This window comes from Lachnospira sp., assembly GCF_016290755.1.
In the GTDB taxonomy this organism is placed as follows: Bacteria; Bacillota; Clostridia; order Lachnospirales; family Lachnospiraceae; genus Lachnospira; species Lachnospira multipara.
In genome coordinates this window covers 1-19,504 of sequence record NZ_JAEEVD010000052.1, presented here as the reverse complement: position 1 = coordinate 19,504, position 19,504 = coordinate 1, and the positions used below count along the sequence as shown (strand labels likewise).

Here is a 19,504-nt window from a genome sequence, read left to right as displayed (position 1 = left end):
TGAACGCAGTGGCACTTTGTGCCACCTGTCAGAAGGGGCTTTAACCCCTTCTGACACTAGTAAGCTTTATACCCCCGCTTAAAGCTTACGCTTTTGAAGCGGGGGATTGCTTACACTGCGTTCAAAAAAATTTTCAAAAATAAAAAAGGAAATAAATAAATTGCGTTGAATAATATAATTGTAAGGTTTTTTTGCAATATTAATTTAAGATGTTATCTAATCTTTTTTAGAAGGTGAAGGTGCTAACTATGAATATTCGTGAAAGACAAGAATTAACTGAACATGAAATTTTAAGTCCTTATGCTTCCTTTTCAGATGAATCAAGAGGCAGAGACAAGGCTGAAGAGCCTTGCGATATAAGGACTATCTACCAAAGGGACAGAGACAGGATTATCCATTGTAAGGCTTTTAGGCGACTTAAGCACAAGACACAGGTCTTTTTAGCCCCGGAGGGAGATCACTACAGAACTAGACTTACCCATACCCTTGAGGTGGCACAGATCGCTAGAACCATTGCACGCGCCCTTAGGCTTAATGAAGATTTAACAGAGGCAATCGCTCTAGGACATGATCTTGGTCATACTCCTTTTGGACATGCCGGCGAAAGAGTACTAAATTCTATTTGTCCATTAGGTTTTGCTCATTACAGACAAAGCGTAAGAGTGGTGGAATTTCTTGAAAAGGACGGAAAGGGCCTTAATCTTACCTGGGAGGTAAGAGATGGAATACTTAATCACAGAACAGCAGGCAATCCCTCCACCCTTGAAGGTAAAGTAGTTCGTCTTTCAGATAAGATTGCCTATATCAATCACGATATAGACGATGGTATAAGAGCTGGAATTATTACTGAAGATGATATACCTAAGGAATATACAGATTTACTTGGAACTTCAACTAAGGAACGTCTTAATACCTTAATTAATGACATCGTTATTAACAGTAACAATAAGGATGATATATATATGTCTGACAGAATAGGTGGGGCTATGAAGGAGTTAAGAGAGCATATGTTTACTCATTTGTATCTTAATCCTGCGGCTAAATCAGAGGAAGAGAAGGCAGACAAGTTAATCACCGAATTATATCGATATTACATTGCGAATATAGATAAGTTACCAGATAACTATAAGATGTTTATAACAGAATATAATCAAGCTAAAGAACAGGTGGTTTGCGACTATATCGCAGGAATGTCAGATCAATATTCCATTATGAAATTCCAAGAGATATTTGTTCCAAAGGCTTGGAAGAAGTAACCTTATAATTAGTATAATGAAAGGTCGACTAGATAAATGTACTCACGTGAAGTTATAGAGGAAGTGCTTAGTAAGACCGATATCGTTGATCTAGTCTCTAATTATGTTAAGTTAAAAAGAAGTGGTAGCTCATATATGGGGCTTTGTCCTTTCCATAATGAAAAATCCCCTTCTTTTAGCGTGTCAGGTCCAAAGCAGCTATTTCACTGTTTTGGCTGTGGCAAAGGTGGAAATGCCATAACTTTTGTTATGGAATATGAGAATTATACCTTTATTGAGGCCCTTGAGATGTTAGCTCAAAGAGCAGGCGTTGCCTTGCCTGAGCAGAAATTTTCAAGAGAAGATCAAATGGATAAGGATATAAAAACTAAGTTATTAGAAATAAATAAATTTGCAGCAACATATTATTATCATTGCTTGAAATCAGAGAAGGGCACTACAGGCATGGATTACCTTGCCAATAAGCGTCAATTATCTGATAAGACTATTACAAGTTACGGATTAGGCTTTGCTCCTATATCTTCTGGTGGTCTTTATAAGGAATTAAAAGCTAAAGGCTACACAGACGATATTTTAAAGGAATCTGGTTTATTTACTTACGATAGTAAAGTTCACGAAAAGTTTTGGAATCGAGTTATTTTCCCAATCATGGATGTGAATAATAAAGTAATTGGCTTTGGTGGCAGAGTTATGGGTGATGCTAAACCTAAATACCTAAATTCCCCAGAAACTAAGCTATTTGATAAAAGCCGTAATTTGTATGGCCTTAATGTGGCTAGAAGTGCTAGAAAAGGTAATATGATTATCTGTGAGGGTTATATGGATGTTATTTCACTACATCAGGCAGGCTTTAATCAGGCAGTAGCATCCCTAGGAACTGCCCTTACACCAGGACATGCAAGACTACTTAAAAGATATACAGACACAGTGCTAATTACCTACGATTCTGACGAGGCAGGTACTAAGGCGGCTCTAAGAGCTATTCCGCTTTTAACGGAAGTGGGCCTTAATACTAAGGTTATTAACATGAAGCCTTATAAGGATCCAGATGAATTTATAAAGGCATTAGGTGCCGAAGCCTTTCAGGAGCGAATCGACAAGGCCATCAACAGCTTCATCTTTGAGGTTGGAGTTGTAGAAAAGAGACATAACAGGTCAGACCCAGCAGATGAAACTGCTTTTGAGAAAGAACTTGCGGAAATGTTTCTACGCTTTGGAGAGAAGCTTGAAAGGGACAATTACATAAAAGCGGTTTGCAATACATTTGTAATACCACTAGATGGAATGATGCAGATGGTAGCAAATCTTGGCAACAAAAAGGGCCTAGTTAATGGACAGGCTATAAAGAATGACTACGAAAGCCCTAAGCCAAAAAAGAAGAAGCAGGAGTCAGGAATTAGACAGGCAGAGAAATTACTTCTTACATGGCTTATTAATGATGTGAATATTATTAATAAGATTTCAGATGTAATTAAGCCAAACGATTTCATTGACCCATTACTTAACTCAGTGGCTAGTAAACTTTATGTTCAAATAGAAAATGGTAATCCAAATCCAGCACTAATTGTTGGGGATTACACAGATGAAACTGAGGCAGCAGATGTGGCTTCCCTATTCTCTTCTGACTTAGATGAAAATTTAAGTAAGCAGGAAAGGGAAAGAGCTATTAATGACATTGTCAAAAAGGTTAAGAAAAACAGCCTAGATAATGAATTTAATACAACAACTGATGCTAAGCGAATGCAGGAAATTATGCAGGAGCAGATGAATTTAAATAAGATTAATATTAAATTATAATAAGCGAAAGGGGTATTTAATACCATGGCAACTAAGAAAAAGGAAGAAATTTTAGAAGAAGAAGTAAAGACAACAAAGAAGAAGGCTAAGGCAGAAGAAGGCGAAAAGTCAGCAAAGAAGACAACTACAAAGAAGACTACAGCTAAGACAACAACTAAGAAGGCTGCAAAGGAAGAGGACACTACAGCTAAGAAGACAACAAAGAAGTCTAAGAAGGCTGAAGAGACTAAGGAAGAGCCAGCTAAGAAGCTTTCAGCTGAAGAGCAGCAGGCTAAGTTTATTGAAAAGCTTGATGAGATCGTTGCACTTGCAAAGAAGAGAAAGAATGTCTTAGACTATCAGGATATTATCGCTCATTTCCAGGATATCGAGCTTGAAGCTGAAGGAATGGAAAAGGTATTTGAATACCTTGAAAAGAAGAACATCGACGTTAAGATGAACGAAGATGAAGATGATGATGACGATATCATGCTTGAAGATGAAGATGATATTGATATCGAGAAGATCGACCTTTCTGTACCAGATGGTATTGGACTTGATGATCCTGTAAGAATGTATCTTAAGGAAATCGGTAAGGTTTCACTTCTTTCAGCTGACGAAGAAATTGAATATGCTAAGAGAATGGAAGAAGGAGATGAGGAAGCTAAGAAAAGACTTGCAGAAGCTAACCTTCGTCTTGTAGTTTCCATTGCTAAGAGATATGTTGGACGTGGAATGCAGTTCCTTGATTTAATTCAGGAAGGTAACTTAGGTCTTATTAAGGCGGTTGAAAAATTTGATTATACTAAGGGTTATAAGTTCTCAACTTATGCTACATGGTGGATTAGACAGGCTATTACAAGAGCTATTGCTGATCAGGCTAGAACAATCAGAATTCCTGTTCATATGGTTGAAACAATCAACAAGCTTGTAAGAGTTCAAAGACAGTTACTTCAGGAACTTGGTAGAGAACCAAGCCCAGAAGAAATCGCTGAGGTTATGGACTTACCAGTTGAGAGAGTTCGTGAAATCCAGAAGATTAGTCAGGAGCCAGTTTCTCTTGAAACACCTATCGGTGAAGAGGAAGATAGCCACTTAGGTGACTTCATTCAGGATGATAATGTTCCAGTTCCATCTGAGGCAGCAGCTTCAACACTTCTTAAGGAACAGCTTGTAGAAGTACTTGGAACATTAACAGAAAGAGAGCAGAAGGTATTAAGACTTCGTTTCGGTATGGATGATGGTAGAGCTAGAACTCTTGAAGAAGTTGGTAAGGAATTCAACGTAACAAGAGAGCGTATTAGACAGATTGAAGCTAAGGCTTTAAGAAAGCTTAGACATCCAAGTAGAAGTAGAAAGTTAAAGGATTACCTTGACTAATTTTAAGTTATAAATTTTTATTGGAGTTTTATGAAGGTTAATATTTCTGAAAGATTAAGAAATGTAGCAGAAGCAGTGGAAAAATGTAATACAGTAGCAGACATTGGTTGCGACCACGGATTTTTACCAATTTATCTAGTTTTAACTAATAGAGCTAGTAGAGCTATTGCTATGGATCTTAGAAAAGAACCTGTTAGAAGAGCTGGCGAGCACATCGCCAGCTTTAATTTATCTGATAAGATCACTACAAGAATTTCTAATGGCCTAGAGGCCTTATCTAGAGGTGAAGCAGATACTATAACCATAACAGGTATGGGCGGAATGCTAATGAGAGATATTCTTATAGCAGGTAATGATAAATTAATGGACGGCAATAAATTTGTATTTAGTCCACAATCAGATATAGATACATTTAGAAAATATCTAGATGACAACGGATTTGTAATCACAAAGGAAAAGGTTATTTTTGAGGCCCCAAGATTTTACTTTATTATTAATGCAACTCTTAAAAGAGGAGAGAAAATGAATCTAAGCGATTTAGAACTTCGCTTTGGTAAGGACTTTCATCTTGGAGATACTAAAGTTTTACAAGACTTTTTAACTAAGGAGTTGTATAATAATGGTATATTGTGCGGACAACTTGAAGATGAAGAAAGAAAGGGTAATTTAAGTGTTAAGCCAAAACTTGATTACTTAAAGAAAGAGCAAGAGTATAGGGAGAGTGCCCTTAAAATGATTAGTAAATAAGGACTTCAGCTTCAAAATACGACTAACGTGGAGGTGTTTTATTTATGAGTACATTGGTAGAACTTGTAAACGAGAAACAAAAGGAATTAAAAGACACTATTATCCTAGTGAAGGTTAATGGTAAGTTAAAGGAAATTTACGATAAAGAAATAACTGACGAGAAAATTGAATATATAACAACTAATTCATCCATCGGAATTGATACCTACAAAAGAAGTGTTTTAATGCTTATGCTTGCTGCATTTCACAATATCGATAAGGACAATAAGTTTGGTGGCGTAAAGGTTGAATATTCAGTATCTAAGGGATTTTTCTGCGATACTAATAAGAATTTAGAAATCACAGAGAAGTTTATTAACGACTTAAAAAAGGAGATGAATAGGCTAGTAGAAGCTGATCTTGTAATTAATAAGGACACACTAAGCACTACTAATGCTATTAAACTCTTTAAGGAACGTGGCATGCTTGATAAGGTTCGTCTATTTAACTATCGTAGAAGTTCTGTAATTAATACATATGAACTTGATGGCTATATTGATTATTTTTATGGCTATATGGCTCATTCTACAGGTATCCTAAAGTATTTTGATATCTATAGATTTGCCCATGGCTTTGTTTTACAGCTTCCAACTAAGGAAGAGCCAACTAAGGTGCCTGAATTCCTACCTCAGATTAAGCTTGCCAATGTATTAGATGAATCTACAAAGTGGGCTCATATGCTAGATCTTGATACAGTAGGTGCCCTTAATGATCATATAAGAGATGGTGATATTTCTTCCCTTATGTTAGTGCAGGAAGCACTTCAGGAGCAAAAGATTGTAGAAATTGTCAATATGATTAAGAAAAGACCTGATGTTAAGTTTGTTATGATCGCTGGTCCAAGTTCTTCCGGTAAGACTACATTTTCACACAGATTATCCATCCAGTTAATGGCAAATGGCTATAAGCCGCATGCTATTAGCGTGGACGATTACTTTGTTGAAAGAGAAGAGACACCTGTGGATGAAAATGGCGAATATGACTTTGAATGTCTTGAATCCATTGACATTAAGCTCTTTAATGACCACATGACTAAGCTTCTTAATGGCGAGGAAATTGAAAGACCAAGATTTAACTTTAAGACTGGTAAAAAGGAATACAATGGAGAAATGTTAAAGCTTGGAAAGGATGATATCCTTGTAATTGAGGGTATTCATTGCCTTAATGATAAGTTATCTTACACACTTCCTGTGGAAAGTAAGTTTAAGATTTACATAAGCGCTCTTACTCAGCTAAATGTTGATGAACACAACAGAGTTTCCACAACAGATGGACGTTTAGTTAGACGTATGGTTAGAGATTATAGAACTAGAGGAGCTAATGCCAAGAGAACTCTATCTATGTGGGAGTCTGTTAGACGTGGTGAGGAGAAGAATATTTTCCCATTCCAGGAGGAAGCCGATGTAATGTTTAATTCAGCAATGCCTTATGAGCTTTGTGTATTAAAATCTATTGCAGAGCCACTACTTTTCTCTATTACAGAAGATGACCCAGAATACCAGGAAGCAAAGAGAATGCTTAAGTTCTTAGAATACTTCCTTCCATGTAACGCTGACATGGTGCCAATTAATTCCATCTTAAGAGAATTCGTTGGTGGCGGTTGTTTTAGAGTTTAGTTTTTGTATAAGCCTTAAAAGAGAGTAATTAGAAAATCTAAAAATCTTCTAGTTACTCTCTTATTTTGTCTTATTTTTACATTAATTAAATTCTAAAATTAATCTACCTTTTTATCTAGCTTATAATGTCTAGAATCTTCAAAAAGTGATGCCACATAGCCTGGTGTCTTATTATCAAGATTAGTCTTTATCTCATTTAAGATATCAATGTATTGGCCAAGTAAACCTGAAATAGCATCGGAGTTACTAATGCAAATCTGCTCCCACATTTCAGGAGAAGATGCGGCAACTCTTGACATATCCCTAAAACTTCCAGCGGCTAGGCAATGCATATGCCCCTCAGGGTCATCGTTTTCAGAAACCACCTTAACAAGGGCAGTTGAAATTAAATGAGGTAGGTGACTAATGCCAGCTACGGTTCTATCATGAGTTTCATAATCCATAATAAGAGGCTTTGCAGTAGTATCTCTTACAAAATCCTGGAAAAAATTTAGCTGCTCCATAGTTGTTAGTGGAGTAGGTGTAATGATATATTTTGCATTATTTAGAATCGCAGATGAGGAATTCTCATAGCCTGTCTTTTCGGAACCTGCCATAGGGTGTCCACCAATAAAACAATTATCAAGACCTAGCTTTGATACTTCCTTGTGAATTATAGTCTTAACGCTACCTACATCAGTAATAATGCAGCCCGGCTTAATTATGGACTTTAATTTACATAGATAGCTTGTAATTGTAACTACAGGAGTACAAAGTATGATAATATCGCAGTCCTTAAAATTATCATCAATGCACTCACAGGCAGTATCTACAATGCCATCTTCTTTAGCCTTTAAAATAGGGTCAATTCTTCTACTTGTAGCAATTATTGTATAAGGCTTTTTTGTTTCTTTTAAAGCATGGGCAATTGAGCCTGCAATTAAACCAAAGCCTATAAAACCAACTTTTACATCTTCCATTAAATCTCATTCTCCATTTTGGGTTAATCCCGTTTTTACTACAACATTTTAACACTTTAAAGCATTAATTGTAAACAGTATATTGGCTAAAAACCTTTTGAAAATATGTGAAATATACTAACTCGTATTGCAAATGGTTATAAATTATTATATCATTTTAAAGTGTATTTATATAAGTGCATACTTTTAAATTTGGGATAGAGATAGATAGGTAAGAGGTGTAAAAAGTGAAGATTTCAGTAATAGTTCCATCGCTTAATCCAGATGAGAAACTATTAGAAGTTGTTAAAAGCCTTAAGGAAAAAGGCTTTAATGACATTATTTTGGTAGATGATGGAAGCGATGATAGTCATAAGATGGCTTTTAACGAGGCTGCCAAGTATGACGGTGTCAGTGTCTTAGTACATGAAGTGAATAAAGGAAAGGGAAGAGCCTTAAAGACGGCTTTTGAATATTTCCTTAAAGAAAGACCGGAGTACGATGGAGTGGTAACAGTTGATGGAGACAACCAGCATAAAGCAGAAGATGTTTTAAAATGTTGTGAAGCCATGATATCTAACAAGTCCCTAATACTTGGTGTTAGAGATTTTTCAAGAGATGATATTCCAGCAAGAAGTAAGTTCGGAAACAATTTAACAAGTGGTATTTTTAAGACTTTTTGTAAGCTTAATATTACAGATACTCAAACTGGCCTTCGTGCAATTCCAAGGGAATTTATTAAGGATATGCTAGAGGTAAAGGGCGAGAGATATGAGTATGAAACTAATATGTTGCTTGCACTTAAAAGCCACAATATTCCTTTTATGGAGGTGGGGATTCAAACCGTCTACATAGATGAAAATGAGTCGTCACATTTTAATCCAATTAAGGATTCCATTAAGATTTATAAGGTAATATTTGCCTATTTTTTTACAACAACTGCTTTTAAATATACACTGTGTTCTATAAGTTCTTGGGTGATTGATAATTTGTTATTTAACATTTTTTCATTCATATTTGTGGCAGCAGTTTCAAGGGATATAAGAATTTTACTTGCTACAGTAATAGCAAGAATTATGTCTTCTTTTTACAATTATTTGATGAATGCAAAGTTGGTTTTCAAAAGTCAAAGGTCTATGAAGACCACTTTTATAAAATATTACATTTTATGGATAGGAATAATGCTTTGTTCCTTCCTACTAGTAGATTTATTTACATGGCTACTAGGTCTAAATTTACAATTAACAGCCCTTTGCAAAATTATTGTTGACTTATGTCTCTTTTTTGCAAGTTACAATATACAAAAGAAATGGGTATTTAAATAGGATTTAAGGGGAGTGTTTAAATGACTAAAAAGGTTTTAAAAAATGTATCTAGAGTATTAATTACTCTTTTGGTTACTATTGCAATTTTTGTTTGTTTTTTATACGGGGTAATGGCTATGTTAGTCTTTGGCCCATCAAAGACAGCTAAGACACAGTTTGTCTTATCTGTTAGAGAAACTTCAGCTATTGGCTTTTTAGCAAATCTTTTTGTATCCAATGAGGAGATTAATAGAATTGAAGCTGAAAATAGTATTAAAGACACAACTGAGGTTACTAACACAAGTCTTGTATCTACTGATACAGCAACAAGTTCAGACAATATCGAAGTTATCGATATTAAGGGTAGCTCTTTTAAGGGTAAGCTTATGATTATTGATGATCCTAGCAGATTATTTGTAGGAACTGTTGAGAGCTTTCATGAGGGTGAAGGCGAAGTAGTTGCGAGCATGGCCGAAAGATATGGCGCAGTTGCAGGAATCAACGGTGGCGAATTTGTAGATGGCGTTACAACTTATACAGCTATGCCAGTAGGCCTTGTTATGGTAAATGGCGAGGTCTTAAATGGCAATGAAGATGAAACATATCATGTAACTGGAATTTCTAATGACAACAAGTTGGTTATTGGAAATATGACTATGGCAAGAGCTAAGGAATTAGGAATTAGAGACTGCGTAAGTGTTTCTAATCTTATTGGACCTTTCTTAATTGTAAATGGCGAGATGCAGGATGTTTCAGGAACTGGTGGCGGACTTAATCCTAGAACTGCCATTGGTCAAACAGCAGATGGAAAAATATTACTTCTTGTTTGCGATGGAAGACAAATTACAGGTATGGGTGCATCCTTTGCAGACCTTCAGGATATTATGGCAGAGTATGGCGCAGTCAATGCTTCTGTTATGGATGGAGGAACTTCAACTCAGATGTACTATAACGGTGAAGTTATTAATAACCCATATTCACCAACAGGACCAAGAACTTGTCCAACAGCATTTTTGATTAAATAGGACATTTGAACAAATAAGACATTTTGTACAAAACAGACATTTAATGAGGAGTAATCTATGGATAACGTTTTAGATAATAAGAAAGAAAAAACAGTGGTTAAAAAAAAGAAAATCGTTAGAAAGAAGAAAACTAAGGGCATTAGCTTTAAGAAGTTTTTAGCTATTTATTCAATAGTCCTTGGAGCAATTGGCGTATTTTTGCTTATCCTTTTATTCTTCTTTTTAAAGGACTATGAAAGCAGCATTCCAGCTAATAAGATGGACAAAATTCTAGCAGATATGAAGACTTCAAAGCTAGAATCCATTATAGAGGATGCCAATATTGAATATAATGAATTTGAAGATAGCGCCTACATTTCCACAAAGCTTAAGGAAAAGATTGGTGAAAATGAACTTAGCTATTCAAAGAAACTAGGAGAATATAGTGCCTCAAATCCTGTATATACAGTATCTGCAGGAGATGAGGATCTATGCACAATTAGCCTAAAAAAGGAAAGCAAGAAATCAGGCTTTTTTAGAGATTGGAAATTAGAGGATGTAACATTTGCAGCAGTTGCAGGCTCAGATGAACTAAACATCACAGTTCCAACTAATAGTACAGTTTTCCTTAATGGTATTGAAGTGTCTGATTATTAAAAAACTTCTACAGGAGTCGAGTTTGAACCATGCCTTAATGTGTCAAAATATGTGACAACTCCTACAGAGGAAGTTTATACAGTTACAGGCCTTAACTTAATGCCAGAACTTACAGTAAATTATGAAGGCTACGAGCTTGAATACGAGACTAATGACAACAACTTAACAGCCCTTTATCCTTCAGTTGATTCTATGTATGAAACAGCTTCTGCTAATGCTATGGAAGTTTTAGAGTGCTATGGAAAATATATCATCAACCGCGGCAGCCTTGAGACACTTTCAAGTCACATGCTAGGAAAGGCAAAGACTTATGTTGCAAATATCCCTGCAGTTTGGGCCTTCTTGGTTGGTAAAAAGTTTAGCTATGAATTTAGAGACATGGCTACAAGTAACTTTAGAGTATATTCTAGCGATTGCTATTCTATTGATGTTTCCTGCGTTTTATATGTTAATTGGGGAGACGGAGAGAAGAGCTATGACACTAACTACAGATATACATTTGTAAATGTTAATGGAAGCTGGAAGGTAGCAGATCTTTCCGTTTTATAATACATTTGTCAAAGCTAAGTTTTATTATATTAAAATTTTGTGAAACGTATTAATTAATTACCTTAAATGTGTTATTCTATAGGGCAGGCGTCTGAAATTGGGATAGTTTCAGATGCGTTTAGATAAGAAAATTAAGGAAGTAATATACGAGTTATGGAAAAAAAGAAAAATAATTTTTTGATTCATGGCGGAATTTTAGCCATGGCAGGTATTATAGTTAGAATAATCGGAATGCTTTATAGAATTCCAGTAGTTAATATTATAGGCAGCGAAGGTAATGGTATTTATGGCATTGCCTTTAATGTCTATAATATTATGCTAGTTTTATCCTCTTATGGATTGCCAATGGCAGTATCTAAGTTAGTTTCTCAAAGATTTGCAGAAGGTAAGTATAAGAATGCCAAAAGAATATTTAAATATTCCCTCACAATTGGAATTGTAACAGGTGGCATTGCAGCTGCCTTAGTATTCTTTGGAGCAGATTTTATTGAAAATGTAATCTATTCCGGAAACACACCAGGTCTTGCAATTCCTCTAAGAATTTTAGCACCAACAATTTTCTTTGTAGCAGTGCTTGGCGTAATTAGAGGTTTCTTCCAGGGTCAGGGAACAATGATTCCAACAGCAGTTTCACAGATTATTGAGCAGATTGTTAATGCAATCGTAAGTATTGGCGCAGGCTATATTCTTATGCAGTCCTTTAAAGAGTCTGCAAATCAATCTGCTTATGGTGCAGCAGGTTCAACTCTAGGTACAGCCCTAGGTGCCCTTTCAGCACTTATTTTTATGATTTTCCTTTACTTTGTTTATAAACCACAGTTTAAGAAACTGCTAAGAAAGGATACAAAAGCTGATAGAGTACCGGCTTCAAATATGTATAAAATCATTATTACAACAATGATTCCAATTATTTTAGGCCAGACTTTCTATCAGATAAGTTCCGTTTTTGATGACATTTTATTTAGTAATTTATCAAGTACAGTAATTGATAGCGTAACTATAGATTTAGGAACTTATAGTTCATGTTTTATTTTACTTATCGGAATTCCACAGGGTGTAGCTTCAGCTATGTCAGCTTCTATGCTACCTGCAATGGTTACATCTTTCACAGAAAAAGATATAGATGGAGTTAGAACAAAGTTAACTAAGACAATTAAGACTAATCTATTTATTGCAATCCCTTCATTTATTGGTTTAGCAGTATTAGGTCAGGGAATTATTAAGATTTTATTCTCTTCTTACAATAGTGCAGAAGGTGCAACAATGTTAAAGATTGGTGCTGTATCTGTAGTTTTCTTTACTCTATCAACAGTAACAAGTTCAGCACTTCAGGCAATTGATAAGATGAAAATGCCAGTTTATCACTCAGCTATTTCACTTGTAATTCACATAGTGCTAGTTTATTTCATGCTTAGATTCACATCTCTTGGAATTTACGGACTTGTAATAGGAAGTACTCTATTCCCATTAGTAGTATTTATCCTTAACCTAAAGACTTTATATCAGGAGATAAATTATAGATTTTCAATTAAGAAAATAGTTCTAAAACCACTAATTAGTGCAATTATTATGGGAGTTTGTATAGCAGTAGTTTATAATGGCTTACTTATTCTTACAGAGTCTAACATTGTTTCAATGTTCTTTGCATTAGTGGTGGCTGCAATTACTTACTTTGGACCTTATTATTTATTAACAAAGCATAGCAATTTATAATCTGATTTAATGATTATTTAATTTATTCTATGTTGGGATTTAGTCCTTGACGTGATATAATAACTTTAGTTGTTTTAAACATAAAATAGACAATTTATCTTGTTTAAAAATATACGACAAATAAATATTAGGGAAAGGAACGAATATGCAGAGCAGATATACTGAAAAAGCTAAAGAAACATTACAATATGCTTCAGAAATGGCAGCAATTTTAGGTCATGGCTATGTTGGTTCAGAACACCTTCTTATTGGTCTTTTAAAGGCTGAGGGTGGTGTTGCCTCATCTGTATTAGCTAATAATGATGTTACAGAAGAAAAAATCATTAACTTAGTTAATCAATTGATCGCTCCTGACAGTATAGTAAATGTTAAAGAGCCTGCAGGGCATACACCTAGAGTTAGAAGAATTTTAGAAAATGCTAGCAAAGAAGCAAGTAAATTTAGAGCAGATTTAATAGGAACTGAGCACATTTTAATAGCTCTTTTAAAAGAGTCAGATTGTGTTGCAGCTAGACTTATTAATACAATTGGAGCTTCTATTAAGAAGATTTATGCAGAAACACTTTCATCTATGGGAATTGATGTTAATAGATACAAGGATGAGTTACCAGGTCAGAGATCAAAGGCCTCTAATAAGAAGAGCCAGACAGCAACTCTTGATCAGTACTCAAGAGATTTAACAAGACTTGCCCAGGATGGAAAGCTAGATCCAGTAATTGGACGTAATGATGAAATTCAAAGAGTTATTCAGATTCTTTCAAGAAGAACTAAGAATAATCCTTGTTTAATAGGTGAGCCAGGTGTTGGTAAGACAGCTATCGTTGAAGGCTTAGCGGCTAGAATTGTTGAAGGTAATGTACCTGAGACAATTAAGGATAAGCGACTTTTAACTCTTGATTTATCAGGAATGGTAGCTGGTTCTAAGTATAGAGGTGAATTTGAAGAAAGAATTAAGAGAGTAATTGCTGAGGTTAAGGCTGATGGTAATGTGCTTTTATTCCTTGATGAGCTTCATACAATTATTGGCGCAGGTGGTGCAGAGGGAGCTATCGATGCTTCTAACATTTTAAAACCATCCCTTGCCCGTGGTGAAATTCAGTTAATTGGTGCTACAACTCTTGAAGAGTATAGAAAGCACATTGAAAAAGATGCAGCCCTAGAGAGAAGATTTCAGCCTGTAAAGGTCGAGGAACCATCTGAAGAAGAGGCTTGTAAGATTCTAGAAGGTTTAAGACCTAAGTATGAAGAGCATCACAAGGTAACAATTACAGATGCAGCAGTTACAGCAGCTGTTAAGTTATCAAGCAGATACTTAAATGATAGATTCTTACCAGATAAGGCTATTGATTTAATAGATGAGGCTAGTTCAAAGACAAGACTTGATGCCTATGTAATGCCAAAGGATATTAAGAAGCTTGAAACTGAAATTAAAGAATTATCTATTAAGAAGGAAGAGGCTATTAAGAGCGAAGCTTATGAAGAAGCTAGCCAGATAAAGAAGTCTCAAAAGAGAAAGAAAGATAAGCTAGAAAAATTAACTAAGCAGTGGCAAGAAGATTTAAAGGCCAACGAGTTAGTAGTTGATGAGGAAGAAATTGCTCAGGTAGTAGCAAGTCAGACAAAGATTCCTGTATCTAAGATTGCAGAAGCTGAATCTGAAAAGCTTATGAAACTTGAGGAAACACTTCACAATAGAGTGATAGGTCAGGATGAAGCTGTTAAGGCAATATCTAAGGCTATTAGAAGAGGTAGAGTAGGACTTAAAGATCCTAACAGACCAATTGGTTCCTTCCTTTTCCTTGGTCCAACTGGTGTTGGTAAGACAGAGCTTTCAAAGGCTCTTGCAGAGACAATGTTTGGAACAGAGAATTCTTTAATTAGAGTTGATATGTCTGAATACATGGAAAAGCATACAGTCTCTAAGCTTATTGGCTCACCTCCAGGATACGTAGGATACGATGAAGGCGGTCAATTAAGTGAGAAGGTTAGAAGAAATCCTTATTCAGTAATTCTTTTTGATGAAATTGAAAAGGCTCATCCAGATGTATTTAACGTCTTATTACAGGTTTTAGATGATGGACATATTACAGATTCTACCGGACGTATGGTAGATTTTAAGAATACAATCATTATCATGACAAGTAATGCTGGTGCTGAGAATATTGTTGAACCTAAGAACTTGGGCTTTAATTCTGGCACAACTAAGGAAGAAGACCACGATAGAATGAAGGGCAAGGTAATGGACGAAGTTAAGCGTCTATTCAGACCTGAATTCTTAAACAGAATAGATGACATTATCGTATTCCATATGTTACAAAAGGAACAGATTGGTGAGATTGTAGACATTTTAATTAATAGTCTTAACAAGCGAATTATGGAACAGATGAAATTATCTATTGAATTAGATGATGAAGCTAGAAAGTGGCTTGCTAATAAGGGCTACGACCAGAAATATGGTGCACGTCCACTTCGTCGTACAATTCAAAATGAAATTGAAGATGAATTAGCAGAAAGAATACTTGAAGGAAAGATTTCTTATGGCAATAAAGTTAAGGTTACAGTTAAAGGAGATAAGCTTAACTTTAGCTTAAAGAGGGGAAAGAATAAATAATCGATATTTTTGCTTAATATTAAATATAATTATATAGAATTAAGCTATTGATTATTGTATAATTATCATATAAAGAAATATAGGAGGACAATTAAATGTCAGTTGTTAATGAATTACTTCGTTCAGAGAGTGATGGTTCTCTAAGTTTTGGTAACTATAAGTTAGATACTAAATCTAAACTATCAGATTTTGAGCATTTAGGCGATACTTATAAGGTTAAGACATTTAATGAGATAACTAAGTTAGAACGTAATGGCTCATTTGTGTTTGAGTCAGTACCAGGAACTGCTGTTAACAATTTTAAGGTTACAGAAGGTGGTGTTGAGTTTAAGGTAGAAGGAGCAGAGGATGCACAGATTACACTTGAACTTGAAGAAGGTTCTTCCTACGATATTAAAGTAAATGGCAAAGACGCAGGATGCATGAAGACTAATATGGGCGGAAAGCTCGTATTATCAGTGGAGTTTGTAGATGAAGCTCCTGTGTTAGTAGAGATTGCTAAGGCTTAATTCAATTTAATATTTGAGATTCAATTTTCATTAATTGAATAGGTATAATTAAATAATGTAATTTAAGGCAGTTTTAATTAGCTAGTCCATCTAGCTTTAAGACTGCCTTTAAAAAATGGAGGTAAGATGGCAAAAGCAAAAACCACTGCATTTTTCTGCAAGGAATGCGGTAATGAATTTTCTAAATGGTACGGACAGTGTCCTTCCTGCAAATCCTGGAACACACTTGTCGAGGAACCAATTGCAACAAAAACTAAGACTAAAGGCGTAACAAAGACGCTTAGTCTATCAAATCAAGAGGCAAAGCCTGTCAATTTAAATGATATTTCCCTAGAAGAAAAAGATAGAATAAAAACTGATATAAAGGAACTAGATAGAGTTCTTGGTGGCGGAATCGTACAGGGTTCTTTATGCCTTGTAGGTGGTGATCCTGGTATCGGTAAGTCTACCCTTCTTTTGCAAATGTGCTTTAAGCTGGCAAACAAGGGCGAAGATGTTTTATATATCTCAGGCGAAGAGTCTCTAAAGCAGATTAAACTTAGAGCAGATAGAATTGGCACAGTAAACGAGAAGTTATCTCTTCTTTGCGAAACTAATCTTGAGATTATTGAAAATGTACTAAACGAGGTTAAGCCAAAAATCGTAGTCATAGATTCCATTCAGACTATGTTTAAAGAAGATGTTTCGGCAGCACCTGGTAGCGTTTCACAGGTAAGAGAGTCCACAGCTACATTTTTACAAATTGCTAAGGGCCTAAATATTACAATCTTTATCGTTGGTCATGTTACAAAGGAAGGCGTAGTTGCTGGTCCTAGAATGCTTGAACACATGGTGGATACAGTGCTTTACTTTGAAGGCGATAGATTTGCATCCTATAGAATTTTACGAGGAGTAAAGAATAGATTTGGTTCCACAAACGAAATCGGCGTCTTTGAAATGCAGGAAAAAGGCCTAGTAGAAGTAGCTGACCCTTCAGAATATATGCTAGATGGCAGACCAAAAGATTCTTCAGGATCTGTTGTTGTATGTTTGGTTGAGGGAACTCGCCCACTTATGGTGGAAATTCAGGCCCTAGTTTGTGATTCTAATTTTGGAATGGCAAGAAGAACTGCCGCAGGTATGGACTACAACAGAGTTAATCTTCTTATGGCAGTGCTTGAAAAGCGAGCAGGAATTCACCTTGCAGCTAGTGATGCCTATGTAAATATCGCTGGTGGCATTAAGGTAAACGAGCCGGCTCTTGACCTAGGTCTTGTACTAGCTTTGGTAAGTTCCTTTAAGAATAAGGTGGTAGACTCTAAAACCGTGATATTTGGTGAGGTTGGACTATCTGGTGAAGTTCGCGCCGTGTCTCAGGTTCAGCAAAGAATTAATGAGGCAATTAAGCTTGGCTTTGAAAATGTGATTCTTCCACAAGTATGCTTGAAAAATATTAAAAATAGTGATAGAATAAATTTAATAGGAGTACGAAACGTGAACGAAGCTATTAAGTTATTGTAGCTAATAATAAAATATATGGAGGGCTCACATGGATAATGAATTACTTGTAAGTAGTTTATCAGAGATACTAACAGGCTTAGATGATTCCCAGGAGCGACTTGAAAAACATGCCTTTGATGTTATTAATTCTTCTGATACATCTTTGAATCTTGTGAAAGAAAGTATTGCAAGTGTAGAAGAAATTTTAAAACTTATCGAAACTTTAAATGCAGTAGTAGAGGAATCTTCAGCAAAGATTAAAGAGCTAGAGGAACTTTCAAAGAAAATCGAAGAATTTGCTGCAGTAATTGGATCAATTTCTAAAAAGACAAATATCCTTTCACTAAATGCCTCAATTGAGGCTGCAAGAGCAGGTGAACAAGGTAAAGGCTTTGCAGTTGTAGCTGGACAAGTACGTGATCTTGCAGCACAATCAGCTAAATCTTCAAAGGAAATTACTGATACCATTGCACAGGTACAGTTATCTGTTTCTGAAACAGTAACATCAATGACAACCATATATGATAATTCAACTGTACAAAAAGATAAGGCAGACCAGATTGGTCAAGTCTTAAATAAAGTAGTAGACGCAGCATATGTTGCTAATAATGAAGCAAGAAATATTGAAAATGAAATCGCCTACCAGAGAGAAATCACTGATAAGGCAAAGAATGCGTTAATGTAGTTAAATATGCTTGTTACAATTTAAATGATCATACTTATAAAAATAGAGAAGGCTTAGTTGCCTTCTCTATTTTTGCATTTAGTATAAAATGCTGTCATATATGGTTTTTATATGATTAGATCTGGTTAATAATCCAGTTCTGAGTGCCGATGCATTCAATTAATTCTAACTGCTGCTCAGCCCAGTACATATCTTCTTCTTCGTCTTTATAATAATCTTTTAAAATATCATATGTAGTATAGTCATCCTTAGTTGCCTCTAATACTTCCTCTAAGAACTTAAGGCCATCAATTGATACCTGTAAGTCATACTTAATCCAGTCAATAGGATTAGTGCAAACCTTAGCTTCTGGCTTAGCTTCATTCTTAACTTCGCCGCCTAAGTCAAGGATTCTATCAATACACTTATCTACATATCCTCTTTCTTCTACAGCGTGCTCAGCGTACTTTTCAGCTAATTTTTTAAAGCCCTTGCTATCAAAAATCTTAGACTGAATATCATGTCCTAGAGCCTGCTGTGATAAACCTGTTACGATTGCCTGTAAATACTTAATTGTTTGTTCCTTATTTGCCATAATTTACCTCCTAAGTGTCAAATAATTATTAACTAGTATTGTTTTATATTTATTCAGTTTTCCGAAAAATGTATCTATATTATAGTATAAAAAATCACCAATATCTATATTATGAGCATAATTTTTATATATTTGTTAGAATTAGATAATAAGTTTAGAAAAAATACATAATTAATTGCGCACAATTTATAGCATGTTAAAGTGAGCATTTAAGCCTATATTTGAAAATATAACTTATTAATTTTACTATAATAATTACGAAAGTTTACGATTTATGTATAAAGGTCTACAAGAATACAAAGAATACTATGACTAAGTATAGAATAAACATTAAAAAAATACAGAAAAAATGCGTATTTACTGTTGACAAAAAGAATTCTAAATGATAATATATACAAGTCGCTGCGATACAGCAACGACAAAACATCAATAAAGCTAGTAAACACAAGGCTTTGAAGATAAGAACCTTGACAACTGAACAGAATGACAACCTTGAAAATTCTTTGAAATATTCAAGCGAGTAATCAATCGTAAAACAAATTTGTTTTGAAATGATTATCCTTAATAACAGTAATGTTAAACGGAAACGAAACTATTAAGCTAGTTCGTTCAGAACTAAGCTAAGGTAAAACTTTTTATGAGAGTTTGATCCTGGCTCAGGATGAAC

The 19,504-nt window shown here is 35.1% G+C and carries 16 protein-coding genes; 14 read left to right on the top strand and 2 right to left on the bottom strand.

The genetic code is table 11. The features are described 5' to 3' along the window. Positions 1–248: 248 nt before the first annotated feature. From QVA17_RS10645 to QVA17_RS10625, 5 genes are read left to right on the top strand one after another with little or no spacing between them, the layout of a single operon-like run. Positions 249–1,256: a deoxyguanosinetriphosphate triphosphohydrolase gene (locus tag QVA17_RS10645; protein WP_074521865.1), complete on the top strand. Its 1,008-nt coding sequence runs from the start codon at positions 249–251 to the stop codon at positions 1,254–1,256. A gap of 36 nt (positions 1,257–1,292) precedes the next feature. After that, positions 1,293–3,053: a DNA primase gene (gene dnaG, locus QVA17_RS10640; protein ID WP_287388822.1), complete on the top strand. Its 1,761-nt coding sequence runs from the start codon at positions 1,293–1,295 to the stop codon at positions 3,051–3,053. A 24-nt stretch (positions 3,054–3,077) separates the two neighbouring features. Continuing rightward, complete coding sequence (rpoD, locus tag QVA17_RS10635) at positions 3,078–4,412, top strand: RNA polymerase sigma factor RpoD (RefSeq protein WP_287388820.1); 1,335 nt, start codon at positions 3,078–3,080, stop codon at positions 4,410–4,412. Between the two features lie 30 nt (positions 4,413–4,442). After that, entirely contained in the window at positions 4,443–5,159 is a 717-nt protein-coding gene (locus QVA17_RS10630) for a class I SAM-dependent methyltransferase (RefSeq protein WP_051195392.1), read from the top strand. Positions 5,160–5,203: 44 nt separating this feature from the next. After that, positions 5,204–6,814, top strand: coding sequence for a nucleoside kinase (locus QVA17_RS10625; RefSeq protein ID WP_287388817.1), 1,611 nt, complete (start codon positions 5,204–5,206; stop codon positions 6,812–6,814). A 98-nt stretch (positions 6,815–6,912) separates the two neighbouring features. Here QVA17_RS10625 and QVA17_RS10620 read toward each other — a convergent pair whose 3' ends face one another. Continuing rightward, on the bottom strand, positions 6,913–7,773 hold the full coding sequence (locus QVA17_RS10620) for a prephenate dehydrogenase (protein WP_287388815.1): 861 nt from the start codon (positions 7,771–7,773) through the stop codon (positions 6,913–6,915). A gap of 227 nt (positions 7,774–8,000) precedes the next feature. Here QVA17_RS10620 and QVA17_RS10615 point away from each other — a divergent pair, with 227 nt between their 5' ends. From QVA17_RS10615 to QVA17_RS10575, 9 genes are all read left to right on the top strand, one after another. Continuing rightward, positions 8,001–9,077: a bifunctional glycosyltransferase family 2/GtrA family protein gene (locus QVA17_RS10615; RefSeq protein WP_287388813.1), complete on the top strand. Its 1,077-nt coding sequence runs from the start codon at positions 8,001–8,003 to the stop codon at positions 9,075–9,077. Positions 9,078–9,097: 20 nt separating this feature from the next. Beyond that, positions 9,098–10,081: a phosphodiester glycosidase family protein gene (locus tag QVA17_RS10610; protein WP_074521872.1), complete on the top strand. Its 984-nt coding sequence runs from the start codon at positions 9,098–9,100 to the stop codon at positions 10,079–10,081. Positions 10,082–10,138: 57 nt separating this feature from the next. After that, complete coding sequence (locus tag QVA17_RS10605; RefSeq protein ID WP_287388809.1) at positions 10,139–10,717, top strand: hypothetical protein; 579 nt, start codon at positions 10,139–10,141, stop codon at positions 10,715–10,717. 51 nt (positions 10,718–10,768) lie between these two features. Next, entirely contained in the window at positions 10,769–11,266 is a 498-nt protein-coding gene (locus QVA17_RS10600) for a hypothetical protein (protein WP_287388807.1), read from the top strand. A gap of 153 nt (positions 11,267–11,419) precedes the next feature. Further along, positions 11,420–12,979 carry a putative polysaccharide biosynthesis protein gene (locus tag QVA17_RS10595; protein ID WP_287388804.1) on the top strand — a complete coding sequence of 520 codons (1,560 nt, stop codon included), beginning with the start codon at positions 11,420–11,422 and terminating at the stop codon, positions 12,977–12,979. A 145-nt stretch (positions 12,980–13,124) separates the two neighbouring features. Then, on the top strand, positions 13,125–15,590 hold the full coding sequence (locus tag QVA17_RS10590) for an ATP-dependent Clp protease ATP-binding subunit (protein ID WP_287388803.1): 2,466 nt from the start codon (positions 13,125–13,127) through the stop codon (positions 15,588–15,590). A gap of 95 nt (positions 15,591–15,685) precedes the next feature. Then, positions 15,686–16,099 (top strand): endosialidase, encoded by a 414-nt coding sequence (locus tag QVA17_RS10585; RefSeq protein WP_074521876.1) that lies wholly within the window; start codon positions 15,686–15,688, stop codon positions 16,097–16,099. A 126-nt stretch (positions 16,100–16,225) separates the two neighbouring features. Continuing rightward, positions 16,226–17,599 carry a DNA repair protein RadA gene (gene radA / locus QVA17_RS10580; protein WP_027431128.1) on the top strand — a complete coding sequence of 458 codons (1,374 nt, stop codon included), beginning with the start codon at positions 16,226–16,228 and terminating at the stop codon, positions 17,597–17,599. Between the two features lie 28 nt (positions 17,600–17,627). Further along, complete coding sequence (locus tag QVA17_RS10575) at positions 17,628–18,263, top strand: methyl-accepting chemotaxis protein (protein WP_027431127.1); 636 nt, start codon at positions 17,628–17,630, stop codon at positions 18,261–18,263. Between the two features lie 115 nt (positions 18,264–18,378). On the opposite strand, the gene QVA17_RS10570 is transcribed toward QVA17_RS10575, so the two are convergent. Then, positions 18,379–18,837, bottom strand: coding sequence for a ferritin-like domain-containing protein (locus tag QVA17_RS10570; RefSeq protein WP_287388800.1), 459 nt, complete (start codon positions 18,835–18,837; stop codon positions 18,379–18,381). Positions 18,838–19,504: the final 667 nt, after the last annotated feature.

Bases quoted from the DNA above. Each gene is read 5' to 3' on its own strand.
- QVA17_RS10645 (WP_074521865.1), top strand. From the start codon at position 249: ATGAATATTCGTGAAAGACAAGAATTAACTGAACATGAAATTTTAAGT.
- radA (WP_027431128.1), top strand. From the start codon at position 16,226: ATGGCAAAAGCAAAAACCACTGCATTTTTCTGCAAGGAATGCGGTAAT.
- QVA17_RS10605 (WP_287388809.1), top strand. From the start codon at position 10,139: ATGGATAACGTTTTAGATAATAAGAAAGAAAAAACAGTGGTTAAAAAA.
- QVA17_RS10575 (WP_027431127.1), top strand. From the start codon at position 17,628: ATGGATAATGAATTACTTGTAAGTAGTTTATCAGAGATACTAACAGGC.
- QVA17_RS10590 (WP_287388803.1), top strand. From the start codon at position 13,125: ATGCAGAGCAGATATACTGAAAAAGCTAAAGAAACATTACAATATGCT.
- QVA17_RS10585 (WP_074521876.1), top strand. From the start codon at position 15,686: ATGTCAGTTGTTAATGAATTACTTCGTTCAGAGAGTGATGGTTCTCTA.
- QVA17_RS10610 (WP_074521872.1), top strand. From the start codon at position 9,098: ATGACTAAAAAGGTTTTAAAAAATGTATCTAGAGTATTAATTACTCTT.
- rpoD (WP_287388820.1), top strand. From the start codon at position 3,078: ATGGCAACTAAGAAAAAGGAAGAAATTTTAGAAGAAGAAGTAAAGACA.
- QVA17_RS10620 (WP_287388815.1), bottom strand. From the start codon at position 7,773: ATGGAAGATGTAAAAGTTGGTTTTATAGGCTTTGGTTTAATTGCAGGC.
- QVA17_RS10625 (WP_287388817.1), top strand. From the start codon at position 5,204: ATGAGTACATTGGTAGAACTTGTAAACGAGAAACAAAAGGAATTAAAA.
- dnaG (WP_287388822.1), top strand. From the start codon at position 1,293: ATGTACTCACGTGAAGTTATAGAGGAAGTGCTTAGTAAGACCGATATC.
- QVA17_RS10570 (WP_287388800.1), bottom strand. From the start codon at position 18,837: ATGGCAAATAAGGAACAAACAATTAAGTATTTACAGGCAATCGTAACA.
- QVA17_RS10630 (WP_051195392.1), top strand. From the start codon at position 4,443: ATGAAGGTTAATATTTCTGAAAGATTAAGAAATGTAGCAGAAGCAGTG.
- QVA17_RS10595 (WP_287388804.1), top strand. From the start codon at position 11,420: ATGGAAAAAAAGAAAAATAATTTTTTGATTCATGGCGGAATTTTAGCC.